Origin of the sequence: Lolliginicoccus suaedae (assembly GCF_008312885.1) — a bacterium.
Taxonomy (GTDB): Bacteria; Actinomycetota; Actinomycetes; order Mycobacteriales; family Mycobacteriaceae; genus Lolliginicoccus; species Lolliginicoccus suaedae.
Genome location: NZ_VSSO01000003.1, coordinates 493,280 through 508,545 on the forward strand (window position 1 = coordinate 493,280; position 15,266 = coordinate 508,545).

11 protein-coding genes and 1 tRNA gene are annotated in these 15,266 nt (G+C 67.9%); 5 read left to right on the forward strand and 7 right to left on the reverse strand.

Annotated features, from left to right (window positions below; all coding sequences use genetic code 11):
* Positions 1-39: 39 nt before the first annotated feature.
* Complete coding sequence (locus FXO18_RS11425) at positions 40-1,215, reverse strand: GTP-binding protein (protein ID WP_149361215.1); 1,176 nt, start codon at positions 1,213-1,215, stop codon at positions 40-42.
* 50 nt (positions 1,216-1,265) lie between these two features.
* Between FXO18_RS11425 and hisN the strand changes: the two genes are divergently transcribed.
* The 4 genes from hisN (at position 1,266) to FXO18_RS11445 (ending at position 6,029) form a co-directional block, all read left to right on the forward strand.
* Positions 1,266-2,048 carry a histidinol-phosphatase gene (hisN, locus tag FXO18_RS11430; RefSeq protein ID WP_149361216.1) on the forward strand — a complete coding sequence of 261 codons (783 nt, stop codon included), beginning with the start codon at positions 1,266-1,268 and terminating at the stop codon, positions 2,046-2,048.
* 107 nt (positions 2,049-2,155) lie between these two features.
* Positions 2,156-3,547, forward strand: coding sequence for an acyl-CoA dehydrogenase family protein (locus FXO18_RS11435; protein ID WP_149361217.1), 1,392 nt, complete (start codon positions 2,156-2,158; stop codon positions 3,545-3,547).
* Between the two features lie 32 nt (positions 3,548-3,579).
* A complete protein-coding gene (locus FXO18_RS11440) occupies positions 3,580-4,785 on the forward strand; it encodes an acyl-CoA dehydrogenase family protein (RefSeq protein ID WP_149361218.1) in 1,206 nt (401 codons plus the stop codon).
* A 158-nt stretch (positions 4,786-4,943) separates the two neighbouring features.
* Complete coding sequence (locus tag FXO18_RS11445; protein ID WP_223114702.1) at positions 4,944-6,029, forward strand: glycerophosphodiester phosphodiesterase family protein; 1,086 nt, start codon at positions 4,944-4,946, stop codon at positions 6,027-6,029.
* A 171-nt stretch (positions 6,030-6,200) separates the two neighbouring features.
* On the opposite strand, the gene FXO18_RS11450 is transcribed toward FXO18_RS11445, so the two are convergent.
* From FXO18_RS11450 to FXO18_RS11470, 5 genes are all read right to left on the reverse strand, one after another.
* Complete coding sequence (locus tag FXO18_RS11450) at positions 6,201-6,995, reverse strand: M23 family metallopeptidase (RefSeq protein WP_187774325.1); 795 nt, start codon at positions 6,993-6,995, stop codon at positions 6,201-6,203.
* Positions 6,996-7,219: 224 nt separating this feature from the next.
* Positions 7,220-7,963: an SDR family NAD(P)-dependent oxidoreductase gene (locus FXO18_RS11455; RefSeq protein WP_149361219.1), complete on the reverse strand. Its 744-nt coding sequence runs from the start codon at positions 7,961-7,963 to the stop codon at positions 7,220-7,222.
* A 222-nt stretch (positions 7,964-8,185) separates the two neighbouring features.
* Positions 8,186-8,259, reverse strand: a tRNA-Met gene (locus tag FXO18_RS11460).
* Between the two features lie 205 nt (positions 8,260-8,464).
* On the reverse strand, positions 8,465-11,455 hold the full coding sequence (locus FXO18_RS11465; RefSeq protein ID WP_149361220.1) for a UPF0182 family protein: 2,991 nt from the start codon (positions 11,453-11,455) through the stop codon (positions 8,465-8,467).
* Between the two features lie 128 nt (positions 11,456-11,583).
* The gene (locus tag FXO18_RS11470; protein ID WP_149361221.1) at positions 11,584-12,603 is read right to left on the reverse strand and encodes a YlbL family protein; all 1,020 of its coding nucleotides are present in this window, start codon (positions 12,601-12,603) and stop codon (positions 11,584-11,586) included.
* 218 nt (positions 12,604-12,821) lie between these two features.
* On the opposite strand from FXO18_RS11470, the gene FXO18_RS11475 reads away from it, so the two are divergent.
* Positions 12,822-14,366, forward strand: coding sequence for a zinc-dependent metalloprotease (locus tag FXO18_RS11475; RefSeq protein ID WP_149361222.1), 1,545 nt, complete (start codon positions 12,822-12,824; stop codon positions 14,364-14,366).
* Between the two features lie 72 nt (positions 14,367-14,438).
* On the opposite strand, the gene FXO18_RS11480 is transcribed toward FXO18_RS11475, so the two are convergent.
* Complete coding sequence (locus tag FXO18_RS11480) at positions 14,439-15,155, reverse strand: M48 family metallopeptidase (RefSeq protein ID WP_187774326.1); 717 nt, start codon at positions 15,153-15,155, stop codon at positions 14,439-14,441.
* Positions 15,156-15,266: the final 111 nt, after the last annotated feature.

The following is a 15,266-nucleotide window of genomic DNA, read 5'->3' on the forward strand; positions in this document are numbered from 1 at the left end:
CCAGCCTACCTAACCCACGGCGGATGCCCTGCATGCTGCTCATCGCGCGTGCGCATGGGCCACCCAGGCGGGCAGCGGGTCGGGGTATCCGCGCCAGGCTGCTGGACCGCTCGCGAGCTCCGAATCGGTGAGCAGCGCGGCCCGCAGGAGCTCGCGGGGATCGTTGCGGTCGAGCTTGAGCCCGATCAGCACGATCTCCTGGCCGGGCGGGATGTCCACGGAGTCCCAGGGCTGGGCTGGCTCGATGATGAGGTTGGGCCCGGCCTGTGACCAGACGGCCGCGTGCTCCGACCGGCTGGCGAGCCAGCAGAATCCCTTGCTGCGCAGTACCCCCTTGAGCCCGTCGATGGCGCGGGCGAGCCGCTCGGGGTGGAAGGGTCGGTCCGCCCGGAAGATGACGCTGCTGATGCCGTACTCCTCCGTCTCGGGCGTGTGGCCGGAGGCGAGCTCCTCGGCCCATCCGTCGGCCTCGGCAGCGGCGCCGGGGTCATACAGGCCGGTGTCAAGGATCTCGGCGAGCGGGACGCGGCCATGACTGGCGCGCAGGATGCGGGCGCGGGGGTTGAGGTGGCGGATGGTGGATTCCACGACGCCGGCGACGCCTTCGGTGACGAGGTCGGTCTTGCTGAGCACGATGACGTTGGCGAACTCGACCTGGTCGACGAGGAGGTCGGAGATGCCGCGCTCATCACCATCCCCGGCGGCGAGGCCGCGGTCGGCGAGCCGGTTGCCGCGCGCGAGCTCGCCGAGGAACGTGGAGACGTCGACGACGGTGACCATGGTGTCGATGCGCGCGAGATCGCCGAGCCGGAACCCGTCCTCGAAGGTCCATTCGAAGGTAGCGGCGACGGGCATGGGCTCGGAGATGCCGGTGGACTCGATGAGGATGTGGTCGAACTTCCGGGCGCGGGCGAGCGCGGCGACGGATTCGACGAGGTCCTCGCGCAGGGTGCAGCAGATGCAGCCGTTGGTGAGCTCGACGAGGCGTTCCTCGGTGCGGTCGAGGCGGGCCTCCCCCGCTATCGGGCCGTCGATGAGCTGGGAGTCGATGTTGATCTCGCTCATGTCGTTGACGATGACGGCGACCTTGCGGCCCTCCCGGTTGGCGAGGACATGATTGAGCAGGGTGGTCTTGCCGGCGCCGAGGAAGCCGGAGAGCACGGTGACAGGTATGGCGGGGGCTGCGTTCACCCCATTAACGATAATGGTTTTCATTCCTCATGCACAAGCCCGGGCCGCGCGACCCTGCGAGTAGCGTGCTCCCCATGACCGACCTCGCCGCCGATCTCGCCCTCGCCCTCGCTCTCGCCGACCAGGCCGATACGATCACCCTCGACCGGTTCGGGGCCCTCGACCTGCGCATCGACAGCAAGCCCGACCTCACCCCTGTCTCCGACGCCGACCTCGCCGTGGAACGCGCGCTTCGCGACACCCTCGCCACCGAGCGCCCCGGCGATGCCATCCTCGGGGAGGAGTTCGGCGGCACCGCCACCTTCGCCGGCCGCCAATGGATCATCGACCCCATCGACGGCACCAAGAACTTCGTGCGCGGCGTGCCGGTCTGGGCGACCCTCATCGCGCTGCTCGAGGACGGCATCCCCACGGTCGGAGCGGTCAGCGCGCCCGCGTTGTCGCGGCGCTGGTGGGCAAGCTCCGGCCAGGGCGCCCACGCGACCGCGCTCGGCGGCCCCGCCCGCCGAATCCAGGTGTCCGCCGTAGCCGACCTCGCCTCGGCCAGCCTCTCGCTCTCGAGCCTCAGCGGCTGGAAGGAGCGCGGCAACCGCGAGCAGCTCCTGGACCTGACCGATGCGGTATGGCGCGTGCGCGGCTTCGGCGACTTCTACTCCTACTGCCTCGTCGCCGAGGGCGCCGTCGATATCGCCGCCGAGCCCGAGGTGTCCCTATGGGACCTCGCCCCCCTCGACATCCTGCTGCGCGAGGCTGGCGGGGCCTTCACATCGCTCGACGGGACACCTGGCCCGCACGGCGGAAGCGCGGTTGGCTCAAACGGCCTCCTGCACGCCGTCACACTCGATAGCTTTAAGTGAGTTCGCCAACACGTCCAGGCAAGATTGGCGAGCCCCTCGCGCACATAACTTACTCATGGGTAAGATAGCGAGCACACTGACCCTTCTCTCACGAATAGCTGGAGATCATGAGCAAGAAGAACCCAAATGGTGGTGCCTCGCAAAGCTCCACCTCCGCCGTGGGCCTCAACCCCGTCAAGCGTGACGCTATCGGCACCGCCATGCGCGTGCTGACCACCCTGACCGGGTCGAGCCTCGCCGAGAAGTACAACCTCCGCAAGCCGATCGATCGGGTCGCGTACCAGGCCACCAAGACTGGTTTCCAGACCCTCGGCTCGGCCACCCGGACCTTCAAGAAGGTCTCCGGCGGCGGGCAGCCCAAGCGGCTCCCCGACTCCGAGGCCAAGAAGAAGGGCCTCTACGACCTCACCCCGAGCGACGAGCAGCAGATGATCGTCGACACGGTGAAGGACTTCGCTGGAGAGATCCTGCGCCCGGCCGCCCACGACGCCGACGCGGCAGCCGCTGCGCCCGCTGACCTGATCGCCCGCTCCGCCGAGCTCGGCATCACCCTCATCAACGTGCCCGAGGAGCTCGAGGGCGCTGCCTCCGAGCGGGGAGCGATCACCAACTCGCTCGTCGCCGAGGCTCTCGCCCACGGCGACATGGGCCTCGCCCTGCCGATCCTCGCGCCCAGCGGCTTCGCTGTCGCGCTCACCCAGTTCGGCAACGACGAGCAGCAGCAGACCTTCCTGCCCTCGTTCGCCGGCGAGAACGTTCCCGGCGCGGTCGTCGCCGTGAACGAGCCCCGCGCGCTGTTCAACCCGTTCGATCTGCAGACCAAGGCCAACCGCGCAGCGGGCGGCTACACCCTGCAGGGCGTGAAGAGCCTCGTGCCGATCGCCTCCTCGGCCGAGCTGTTCCTCGTCGCCGCTGACCTCGGCGGAAAGCCGGCGTTCTTCATCGTCGAGTCCGACGCGACCGGCCTCACCGTCGAAGCAGATCCCAGCATGGGCCTGCGCGCCGCCGGCATCGGCCGCCTGAACCTCGACAACGTCGTCGTGCCCGAGTCGGCACTGCTCGGCGATGGCGATGCCAGCAGCCGCGCCAAGGACTACCAGGACATCATCCAGCTGTCCCGCCTCGGCTGGGCCTCGCTCGCCTGCGGCACCAGCCAGGCCGTCCTCGACTACGTGATCCCCTACGTCAACGAGCGCGTCGCCTTCGGCGAGCCGATCAGCCACCGCCAGTCCGTGGCATTCATGGTCGCCAACATCGGCATCGAGCTCGAGGGCATGCGCCTGGTGACCTGGCGCGGCGCTTCGCGCGCCGAGCAGGGCCTCTCCTTCGACCGCGAGGCAGCCCTCGCCCGCCGCATCTCGGCCGAGAAGGGCATGCAGATCGGCCTGGACGGCGTCCAACTCCTCGGTGGCCACGGCTTCACGAAGGAGCACCCCGTCGAGCGCTGGTACCGCGACCTGCGCGCCATCGGTGTCGCCGAAGGCGTCGTCGTCCTCTAGCCGTTCCCTCCTGAAAAGCCTGGAGACTCAACATGATCAATCTCGAACTCCCCAAGAAGCTGGTGGCGGCCTCCAACCAGGCCCACCAGGCAGCGGCGGAGATCTTCCGCCCCATCTCCCGCAAGTACGACCTCGCCGAGCATGAGCGCCCCGTCGAGCTCGACACCATGGCCAGCCTCGTCGAGGGCATGGCCGACGCTGGCCGCGGCGCGGCTGGCGCGACCCTCGGTCGCGACGGGAAGCCCACCAAGGAAGGCAACATCAACGGCGGCAACATGTCCGCCCTGATGAACGTCATCGAGACCTGCTGGGGCGACGTCGGCCTCACCCTGTCGATCCCTTACCAGGGCCTCGGCAACTCCGCGATCGCCTCGGTCGCCACTGATGAGCAGCTCGAGCAGTTCGGCAAGGTATGGGCCTCCATGGCCATCACCGAGCCCAGCTTCGGCTCCGACTCGGCCGCCGTCACCGCCACCGCCGTCCAGGATGGCGACGAGTGGGTCCTCAACGGCGAGAAGATCTTCGTCACCGCCGGCGGACGCTCCACCCACGTCGTGGTGTGGGCATCGGTGGACAAGTCCAAGGGCCGCGCCGCCATCAAGTCGTTCGTGGTCCCCAAGGACGCCCCCGGCATCACCGTCGCGCGACTCGAGCACAAGCTCGGCATCCGGTCGTCCGACACCGCGACGATCATGCTCGAGAACTGCCGCATCCCCTTCGACCACATCCTCGGCAGCCCCGAGGTTGACGTCAAGAAGGGCTTCGGCGGCGTCATGGCCACCTTCGACAACACCCGGCCGCTCGTCGCTGGCATGGCCATCGGCTGTGCCCGCGCCGCGCTCGAGGAGCTGCGCAGCATCCTCAGCGAAGCCGGTGTCGAGATCGACTACAACGCCCCCGCGTTCTCGCAGCACGCCGCCGCGGCCGAGTTCCTCACCCTCGAGTCCGACTGGGAAGCCGCCTACCAGCTGTCGATGAAGGCAACCTGGATGGCCGACAACAAGAAGCCCAACTCGCTCGAGGCCTCCATGGCCAAGGCGAAGGCCGGCCGCACCGGCACCGCGGTCACCCTCCGCGCCGTCGAGCTCGCCGGCAGCTTCGGCTACTCCGAGCGTCCGCTGCTCGAGAAGTGGTCGCGCGACTCGAAGATCCTCGACATCTTCGAGGGAACCCAGCAGATCCAGCAGCTCATCGTGGCTCGCCGCCTCCTCGGCAAGTCCTCCGCCGAGCTGAAGTGATCCCTGCGGGCCACGCCCGCTAGCGCTAGTCCATCGAGGACCAGCAACGGTAGTGACGCCCGGATTGCCCCGCCCCGCACCAGGGGCGGGGCAATCGTCATTCCGGGGCCATGCCACGTTCATCCCGGCGACGAAGCGACCCCGCAGGATCAGCAACCATGATGCCTCGTCCCGTCCTCATCGCTGCCAGCCTGCTGCTCGCTGCCGGAACTGCCACTGGGTGCGCTGATGCCTCGGACAACTCGCCAGGCGCCACGCCTGAGCCAGAAGCCGCGTCCGGGTCACCCACCGAGCGATTCGACATCCAGGCGCACCGTGGCGGCCTCGGCCTCATGGTGGAATCCACGATCCCCGCGTTCGCCAACGCCCTCGAGCTAGGTGTGAGCACTCTCGAGCTCGACGTGCAGATCACCGCGGACGGGGCGGCCGTCGTGACCCACGACCGCCAGGTCTCCCCCAGCAAGTGCCAGGACACCGCGCCCGCTCGCGCCGACGATCCCCAGTTCCCCTACGTGGGCAAGTACATCCGTGACCTCACCCTCGCGCAGGTACAGACGCTCGATTGCGGCAGCCTCGCTCTCACGGGCCGCACGGGCCAAGTGGTGGTGCCCGGCGAGCGCATGCCGCTGCTCGCCGATGTGCTCGCGCTCGTCCGTGACTATGGCGCCACCGACGTGATGCTCAATATCGAGACGAAGGTGGAGGCGGCCGCGCCCGGGGAGACAGCGCCGCGCGAGCAGTTCGTCGAGGTGGTCGCCGACGAGGTCCGCGCCAGCGGCATGGCCGATCAAGTGATGATCCAGAGCTTCGATTGGGGCGCGCTCACCGCGATGCGCGCGGAGTTCCCCGAGCTGCCACTGGTCGCGCTCACCAATGGGGACTTCCTCGAGGTCGACCAGCCTGGGGCATCGCCGTGGCTCGGGGGCCTCGATATCGACGACTTCGCCGGCGATCTGGTGGCCGCTGCTGCCTCGATCGGCGCGGCAGCGATCTCCCCCGTGCACGGCTTCCCGCAGGACGGTGCAGTGACCGACGAGGATTATGAGCCCTTCGTGACCGCAGACCTCGTGGATCGCGCCCATGGGGCAGGCCTCGAAGTGATCCCGTGGACGGTCAACGATGCGGCGACGATGCGCAAGCTCCTCGATGACGGAGTGGACGGCATCATCACCGACTACCCCGACGTGCTGCGCGAGGTGCTGGTCGAGCGTGGGCTGGAACTGCCGGAGCCCCAGCGGCGCTGAACGGGGCTTGGCCTGGCGTGGGGCCTGCGCGCCGCTCCTCGGCCGCAAACGCGATAGAAGATGCGGGAAATCCCAGTCGGACTTCTATCGCGTTTAGCAGTTTCTGGTGCTTTTGCCACCGGCGGCCCTGCGGCGACCCAGCCGCCGCCAGGGCACCAGCCACCGGCCGAGCTAGTTCAGCCAGACACCGCGCTGGGCGAGCCAGTGACGGGGGCTCATGGGCGTGCCATCGGTCTTGCGCACCTCGTAGTGCAGGTGGGGTCCGGTGGAGTGGCCGCGGTTGCCGACGGTGGCGATCATGTCGCCTGCCTGGACCCGCTGGCCCGGTTGGACGAGATAGCGATCAACGTGGCCGTAGACACCGACGGTTCCGTCGTCCTGGGTGACGCGCACCCAGAGGCCGAAGCCTTGCGCCTGCCCGGCCTCGAGGACGACGCCATCGGTGACGGCGAGGACCGCGGATCCGAGCGGAGCGGCGATGTCGATGCCGTAGTGGAACTCGCCCCAGCGCGGGCCGAAGTCCGAGGAAAGGATGCCACCGTATGTGGGGCCGATGGCGAAGGGCCTGGCTACCGCTTCGGGCAGGGCGATATTGCCGGGAGCTGGAACCTGGTTCGGCGCTGGAGGTTCGACTGGAGCTGCAGCCTCGGTCGGCTCGCCGGCAGGGGCCTCTGCCGCTTCCGCGCCTTCCGCATTCTCAGCGGGGGCGGCGGGCGCAGCACCTTGGTGGTTGCCGGGGGCGGGCTGGTCTGGCCGCAGCGGTCCGCTAGCGCTCGCGGCGCTCACTGCTCCGCGCGTGGGTTCCTGTGGGGCCACAACGGCTTGCGCCCCGCCGCTGCTCCCGGATACCTGGGCGGCGAGAACCCCTGCTACTGCGGTGGAACTGAGGGCGATGGCGACCGCGAGAACGGTCGTCGGGATCCGGAACCGCGCTCGGGCGGGTGGTGCCGCAACGGTTGCCGTCACGATGCCTGCGTCCGATGCGGCACGCTGATTCGTGCCTGCCGCCCCGGGATCGGCCGGACCTGGATCGGTCTGGCCATCGTTCACGCTGCCCGCCAAGGAGTGCCCCCTTCACCTCGAACCATCACGAAACGATAACGGACATTGCTGCTGAGCGCTGCCGATTCGTGATAACAGTACGCGAATCGTGTGTGAACCGTGACACCTCCCCGCCTACAAGGGCCAGGTCACACGAGCGCGCCCTGGGGCTGCGCGACCGACCAGCGGCGCGCGATGGCGATGACGAGCGGATCAGGAAGCAATCGCTGCACGAGCGCCCACGCCCGCATGTAGCGCGGCACCACCATCTGCGCTGGTCGCGCCTCCCAGGACCTCAGCACAGCGTGCGCGACGTCCTCCGGCCCGCTCGCCGCGAGCAAAGCGGTGACGCTCACGCCGGCGGCACGCAGCTCGAGCCGCACCGATCGGCACATCGCCAGGATTCCTGCCGCCCCCGCTCCGCTCGCCGCCTGGCCCGGAGCAAGCGAGATACCACTGACCGGCGCTAGAGCGACCACGTGCCCCCGGCCGGACCGCGCCATGGCCCGAGCCATTGCACGCAGTCCCAGCGTGACGATCCGCACCATCTCGTCGGCGCCGACATCGCCCGCGTCGCCCGTGTCCTCGAGGAAGCTGCGCGGCGCGGGAACGGGAGGGTTCAGGACAGCTGCATCGATGCGGTCGTGGACGTCGAGCACGCGCCCCCGGAAGCCTTCCCAGGACTGACTGGATGCTAGATCCACCTCGTGCACGAAGACGCCGGGGCCCAGCTCGTCCGCGATGGCTGCCGCATGCGCGACATCGTCGGTACCGAGCCACACGATCGCACCGAGCTCGTGGAGCTCCTCGACAAGGGTGCGCGTGGCGCTGTCCAGCACGCCAGCGAGCACGACGATGGCATCGTCGAAGGGAATCCGCGGGTAGCGGCCCATATGAGCATCCTCTCTATCGCTCCATGCCTGGATCGCGGCACCGTACCACAGGGAACACGGACGACGTGTCCAGGCAACAGTGTGGGGGCATTGCCACAGAACTGCACACCTCGGTCAACACCCACGCTTGCATGTCACCGGTGAGAACGGAGTGGCCTCACAAAAAGCGAAAGACCCCCTCCCCGGGCACTTGCATGCCGTAGGGAGGGGGTCTTCGTTGAGTAGCGGGGACAGGATTCGAACCTGCGACCTCTGGGTTATGAGCCCAGCGAGCTACCGAGCTGCTCCACCCCGCGTTGGTGAATGCAACGTTACATGGAGGCTCCGACCCATTGCAAATCGGTGCGAAAACCACTGTTCAGGGCCGTTTTTCCGTCATCGCACCGCGTTCCGGCCAGGGTCGGATCATGCGTTCGAGCCGCCTATTTCCCCACCACACCAGAACGGGGCACCGCGACCAGTGGCCGCAGTGCCCCGCGCTAGCGGATCATTGTCGTGCGATCAGTTCCCTCCGGAGTTCTGGTACGCCTCGACGGCCTGGTCGAGCCGCTCGAGCGCAGCACCGAAGTCGCTGAAGTTGCCGTCGCGCTGCGCGTTGCGCAGGTTCTCGAGCGCGGCGTCGAGCTCGGCGACCACATCGTCCGGCGCGGAATCCAGTGGTGGTGCGATGAGCTGCTCCTCGGTGCCCTCGTCCTCCGTGCTCCCCGCTTCCGGATCGGCAGGCAGGTCGCCCTCGAGGTCCTCGCCGGCCTCGAGCGCGGTCTCGCTGCGCGTCACGTCACCACCGGGAGCAGTCGCGATGCCCGCGGTCTCGGGACCGAACACCTGGCCGAGCGCTGCCGCGAGGGTGGAGTCGTATCCGATGCGGATGCGGCCGTCCTGGCCCCGGTAGCTGACCATGACGCGGGCGAGCTGCGGGAACGCGGTGTTGCCACTGACCTTTCGCTCGGTGTAAAGCGGCTCGACGTAGAGGATGCCGCCATTGCCGATCGGCAGGGTGAGCAGGTTGCCGTAGATCAGGTTGTTCGATCGCTCGAGCAGCGTCCGGTCCGAGGCAACTCGGGTATCCGATGTCATGGCGTTCTGCGCCTGCTGCGGGCCCTGCGTCTGGGTATCAGTGGGCAGCTCGCGGATCGTGAACCGTCCATAGTTGCCGGGGTCCGAGCTGACCGAGATGTGCGAGGCGAGGAGCTCGCGGTTGAAGCCCACCATCGGGCTGGTCAGCCGGAAGGAGGCACCGCCGCCCGGGTCACCCATGAGCACGTAGTACGGCGGCTGGTCAGGGCGCCCGGTCTCCACGGTGGGATCGCTGGGCACGGACCAGAACGCGTTGTTGGTGAAGAACTCGATGGGCTCGTCGACGTGATACTTGGCGAGCATCTCGCGCTGCACCTTGAACAGGTCCTCGGGGTAGCGGAAGTGCGCGCGCAGATCATCGCTGATCTCGCTGTTCTCGCGCACCGTGTCCGGGAAGACTCCCATCCATGCCTGCAGGACGGGATCCTCCTCGTCCCACTCGTACAGGGTCACGGAGCCGTCATACGCATCGACGGTGGCCTTGACCGCGTTGCGGATGTAGGAGACCTCCTTCGGCGGCAAGGGCCGGACGGCATCCGCGCTGAGGCTGTCCTGCACGAGGCTGTCGAGGGTGGAGCGCTGCGCGTACGGGTAGTTGTCCAGCGTGGTGTATGCATCGACTACCCACTTGATGCGCCCGTCGATGACGGCCGGGTAGGTCTTGCTATCAGGGGTGAGCCACGGCGCGACGGCCTCGACACGGTCCCGGGGATCCCGCTTGAACAGGATCTTCGAGTCCGGTCCGATCACCTCGGAGAACAGGATGTTGCGCTGGGAGTACTTCGCGAAGAACGCGAGCCGGTTGACCCAGTTGCCGACGGGCACGCCGCCCTCACCGGTGTAGGTGTAGCGCAGGGCATCGGTGTCGTACTCGCGCGCGGTCGCGCCGTCACTGTGTCCAACGATGGCGTAATCGGGATCCATCTGCGCGATGAGCTCGCCGAAGTAGATGCGCGGCTGATCCACCGGGATGACCTGGTTGTCGCGCTCGTCGGCGGTGATATCGCTGACGGTGTAGATCGGGTAGCCGCTGTCGGAGCTCTCGGCGTCGCGCACCGCTGCATTGACCCGGTTCGCAGGAGCCGCGACGAAGCCGTTGCCGTGGGTGTACACGGTGTGCTTATTGATCCAGTCCTGCTGGTTCGCGGCTAGCTGGGTGGGGTTGAGCTCGCGCACGCTGACGATGTAGTCCTGCAGCTTGCCATCGATCTCGTACCGGTCGATGCTGAGCTGCTCAGGGAAGCCGAAGAAGTTCTTCAGCTGCTGCTGCTGCGTGAAGGTCCGAGAAAGGACGTTCGGATCCAGCAAGCGGATGTTCTGGATCGTCGTGATATCCGTCTGACTCTCGGTCGGCGATTGCGTGCCCACCCCGGAGTAGTCGACGTAGTCGATGCGGTCCGGATTGATGCCATACGCATCGCGCGTGGCGTCGATGTTGCGCTCGATGTAGGGGCTCTCGCGCTCGACCGCGTTGGGCCGCACGGAGAACTGCTCCATCAGCAGTGGCCAGATCGCGCCGACCACGACCGAGGACAGCAGCAGCAGCCCGGCCGCGAGGGCGGGGATGCGCAGGTCGCGCAGCACGATCGCGGCGAAGAAGGCAAGGGCGCAGATCACGGCGATCGCGAGCAGGATCAGCTTGGCCGGAAGCACCGCGTTGATGTCCGTGAAGCCCGCGCCGGTGAAGGTGGGCTCCTTGCGGCTGCTCGAGAGCAGCGTGTAGCGATCGAACCAGTAGGCGACTGCCTTGAGCAGCACGAACGTGCCAGCGATCACAGCGAGCTGGATGCGGGCAGCGTTGGTGAGCTTGCGATCAGTGGTGTCGAGGCGCAGCCCGCCGTAGATGTAGTGCGCGACGAGGTTGAGGAAGAACGCCATGACCGCGGCGACGAACAACCAGTTCAGCACTAGCTGGTAGAACGGCAGCGAGAAAGCGTAGAAGCCGACATCGAGCCCGAACTCGGGATCATCGATGCCGAACTCCTGGCGGTTGAGGAACAACTGCACCGTCGTCCAGTTGCCCTGCGCGACAAGCCCCGCCATCGCGCCGAGCACGACGGGGATACCGATGCCGAACAGCTTGAGCCGGGAGTTCACCGAAGCGCGATAGCGCGCGACGGGATCGTTGGGATTGCTCGGCGCGAAGTCCGGCCGGGTGCGATAGGCCACGAGGAGCGCGGCGAAGATGATGAGCCCCACGATCACGGCGACAGCGAGGAACAGCACGAGCCTCGATACCAGCACGGTCGTGAAGACATTGCGGTAGCCGACCTCGCCAAACCACAGCCAATCGACATAGGTGTCGATGAACCGGGGACCCACCGCGAGCAAGATGCCGCCGATGGCGGCCAGCACGATCAGGATCCGGCTGCGGCGGGACAAGGACGGTACACCTGAAGGGGGCCGTATGCCCACGAGTGCAACTCCATACGTTCCTGGCGGCGCCTAGGCGCCGCGATTGCGATCACTAGTCACCCACAACTGTACGGAATGCGACAGATCCTGCACGGCACCGCGCTCGACTGGCGTCCCGGGCTCGCGCGTCAGCAGGTGGGGACGTCCCGGCCAGCTTCGAGATCCTCGAGGAAACCGACTGCATCGGCGAGCCGCTCCACCCGAACGAGCTCGAGCCCCTCCACAGCATGCGCGCTTGCCTCGCTGCAATTATCCGCGGGCACGAGGAACTCGCTCGCCCCGGCTTCCTTCGCCGCGATGAGCTTGTAGCGGATGCCACCGATCGGGCCGACGTTGCCCGCGGAATCGATGGTGCCGGTGCCGGCGATGAAGCGACCACCATTGAGCTCGCCCGGCGAGAGCTTGTCGATCAGGGCCAGGCTGAGGATGAGGCCCGCAGACGGGCCACCCACGCCATCGACGTTGAAGGTCACGTCGAAGTCGACGAGGGGCTCGTCGGCCACCGAGATGCCCAGGATGCCTTTATCCTCCTCCGGGTGCGAGCCCAGCGGGATCGTCGCCTCGCCCGCGACGCCATCGCGTGTGAACCCGACAGTGACGGGCTCGCCCGGCGCGAACCCCGCGAGCTGGTCCGGGACGTCCACCGCCGACACCACAGGCTCCCCGTTGACGCTGGTGAGGATGTCGCCCTCCTTGAGCAGGCTCGACGAGGGACTGTCCTCGATGAATCCCGCGACCGTGACGACGAACGGATAGTCGAGGTAGCGCAGCGCGGCGACCTCCGCAGTGGATTCCGAGCGCTCGAACTCCAGCCTGTTGATCTCGCGCATCTCATCGTTGGTGCGCCCAGGTGGGATCACCTCGTCGATCGGCACGATCCCATCGCGGCCACTGAGCCAGAACCCGACCGCGTCGAACAAGGTGAGCCCGGTGCGCACCGCCACCGTGGTGAGGTTGAAGTTCCCGGCCGTCTCGTCGGACTCCACGCCCTCGAGCGCGATGATGGGCTTGTCATCGAGATCCCCGAGCGCGTTGATCGTGGGCCCGGGCCCCATCGCTGCATAGGGAACGGTTGCGTTGGCCCCGATGAGTCCGAAGACAACGATGGGCACCAGCGCTACGATGAGCGTCACGATCCGGCGGTTCACCCTGCCCAGGGTAGAGGGTCCGCGCGGTGTCGCGCTCCGGCGCCGCGATGCAGTGTGAACAACACCACTGCGGGCCGCGGGCTCGATCCGCCTCCACGCTGCGCCGCACGGCTGGCACCGTGCCCTAGGGCGGCCGAGGCGCAGGTGTTCGCGCAGGGCGTCACGGTAATCCCGAGCGGGGGCGGCGGAGGCCCCGCGGTGCCTTGTACCGTGGAAACATGACCGACTCGCCCTTTGGCTTCTCCAACCCCGACGACGACCCCGAGCGCCGCGACAAGGACAAGAGCGGCTCGTCCGGGTCGGGCAGCTCCGGCCGCGGCCAGGGCGGCGACACGGGCGGGACAGGCGGCGGGCCCGCTGGTGATCCGTTCAGCCAGTTCGGCCTCGGCGGCGCTGGCGGTTTCGATCCCGCGTCGCTCGGCAAGATGCTCAGCCAGTTCGGCCAGATGCTCTCCGGGATGGGCAGCAGCATGGGCCAGGGCGGCGGCGAGCAAGGTAGCCCGGTGAACTATTCGCTCGCGCAGAACGTCGCGCGGCAGCACTTGGGCTCGTTCTCGCCGGTGAGCGAGTCGCAGCGGCAGGCGGTCACTGAAGCCGTCAAGCTCGCGGATGTCTGGCTCGACGGCGTCACCACGCTGCCATCGGGCGCCCAGCGCACCGCTGCCTGGACCCCCGTGGACTGGCTCGACAACACACTGCCCACCTGGCCCCAGCTATGCGACCCCGTGGCCGAGCAGATGTCGGGCATGTGGGTCGGCGCGATGCCGGAGGAGGCCAAGAACCTGATCGGCCCCATGATGGGCATCGTCCGGCAGATGGGCGGCGCGGCGTTCGGTTCACAGCTCGGCCAGGGGCTCGGCCACCTCGCGAAGTCCGTCCTGTCCTCCACCGATATCGGGATCCCGCTCGGCCCGGCCGGCACCGCGGCGCTGCTGCCCGAGGCCATCGCTGGCTTCAGCGAGGGGCTCGACGTGCCGCACCGCGAGGTCCTCGTGTTCCTCGCGGCCCGTGAAGCAGCCCACCAGCGCCTCTACAGCCATGTGCCGTGGCTGCGCAGCCGCATCCTCGCTGCCGTCGAGGAATACGCCCGCGGCATCACCATCGATATCAGCGCCATCGAGGAAGCAGCGCGCAACATCGACCCGTCCGCGCTGACCAATCCCGCCGAGATCGAGAACCTCCTCTCGCAGGGCGTGTTCGAGCCACAGACCACGCCCGAGCAGAAGGCCGCGCTCGACCGTCTCGAGACCATGCTCGCCCTCATCGAGGGATGGGTCGAGGCTGTCGTCACCAGCGCGCTGCATGACCGGATCCCGTCGACCTCGGCGCTCGCCGAGACACTGCGCCGGCGCCGCGCCTCGGGTGGTCCAGCGGAGCAGACGTTCGCGAACCTCGTTGGCCTCGAGCTGCGGCCACGCCGGATCCGGGAAGCAACCCAGCTATGGTCCCAGCTTGCCGCCTTCGGCAGCCTGGAGCAGCGCGACGGCGTGTGGGCGCACCCTGACCTGCTGCCTGACTCCAGCGATCTCAACGACCCTGCTGGATTCGTCGACCGCACCGTCGGCGGCGGCGACACCTCGGCGTTCGACGATCCAATCGCTGAGCTGCAGCGCACCGAGGAGCGGGAACGCTCCGAGCGCGAAGCTCAGGGCCGGAAAGAGCGGGGCCAGGAAGAGCAGGGCCGGGAAAGCGACAGCGACGAGAACCGTGGCGGCGACGACAGTGGCAGCGACGAGAACGGCGGCGAGCAGCCCCGGGGCTGAACCAGCCGAGCTGCCTCGCTTCTCGCCTCCCAGGGGCCTTTCCACGAGGAAAGGCCCCTGCGTCGCGACCACCTAGCCCACGGCGGTATCGCTCGCGGTCGACATGCTGCTCATGCGCGAGTATGCCTCGAGGAATCCGATCGCGCGCTCGGTGCGCGGGTAGCGATCCACCAGCTCCCAGAACTCGGGCGGATGGCCACCTGGGACCACGAGGTGAGCGAGCTCGTGCACGAGGACGTAGTCGAGCACATAGTCCGGAACGGCCCGCAGCAGCGAGCTGACCCGGATCGTGGCATCGTCAGGCGTGCATGACGCCCAGCGGGTACGCATCGCCGGTACCCACACCACGCTCCGGGGCACGGCCGTCCCGCCGAGCCACCGCTGCGATAGTCGCACTGCACGATCGTGGAGCTCGCTGTCGTCGCCGTGATTGCCGAGCGCCCGCCGCTGATCGGCTTTCTCCAGCTTGGAGATCATCCGATCAACGAGCTCGGACTCCACCGCCGTCGATAGCCCGCTCGGCACGAGGACGATGATCCGATCGCCCTCGCGCCGCGCGCTCACTGTCTTGCGCCTGCGCGTGCTACGCCGCACCTCCACCGCTGGAGGCGCAGGCGTGGCGTCCTGCAATGCTGGAGGTCTCCCGTGGTCATCGCGAGCTTCCTGGGTGTCGAGGCTGGTCACCGCTGCTAGCGTCAGCTCGGGCGAGGAATGCTGCTCGCGGACTGCCTTCGACGTGGAGGGCCGTGCGCCTGCGGCCGTGCGATCATGCTGCGCGCCGTCACTCATGACACACAGGATATAGATCTGCGCGCTCCCGGCACAGGCACGCCCCGCGCGTGGTTCCGTCTCAGAGAATTTGTGGACAACTCACGGCATTGCCACAAGGCTGTGGATAAC

What these genes read in the sequence shown, in the direction of transcription:
- FXO18_RS11445 (WP_223114702.1), top strand. Translation starts at nt 4,944, where the DNA reads ATGATGCCTCGTCCCGTCCTCATCGCTGCCAGCCTGCTGCTCGCTGCC.
- FXO18_RS11475 (WP_149361222.1), top strand. Translation starts at nt 12,822, where the DNA reads ATGACCGACTCGCCCTTTGGCTTCTCCAACCCCGACGACGACCCCGAG.
- FXO18_RS11440 (WP_149361218.1), top strand. Translation starts at nt 3,580, where the DNA reads ATGATCAATCTCGAACTCCCCAAGAAGCTGGTGGCGGCCTCCAACCAG.
- FXO18_RS11435 (WP_149361217.1), top strand. Translation starts at nt 2,156, where the DNA reads ATGAGCAAGAAGAACCCAAATGGTGGTGCCTCGCAAAGCTCCACCTCC.
- FXO18_RS11455 (WP_149361219.1), bottom strand. Translation starts at nt 7,963, where the DNA reads ATGGGCCGCTACCCGCGGATTCCCTTCGACGATGCCATCGTCGTGCTC.
- FXO18_RS11480 (WP_187774326.1), bottom strand. Translation starts at nt 15,155, where the DNA reads ATGAGTGACGGCGCGCAGCATGATCGCACGGCCGCAGGCGCACGGCCC.
- FXO18_RS11425 (WP_149361215.1), bottom strand. Translation starts at nt 1,215, where the DNA reads ATGAAAACCATTATCGTTAATGGGGTGAACGCAGCCCCCGCCATACCT.
- hisN (WP_149361216.1), top strand. Translation starts at nt 1,266, where the DNA reads ATGACCGACCTCGCCGCCGATCTCGCCCTCGCCCTCGCTCTCGCCGAC.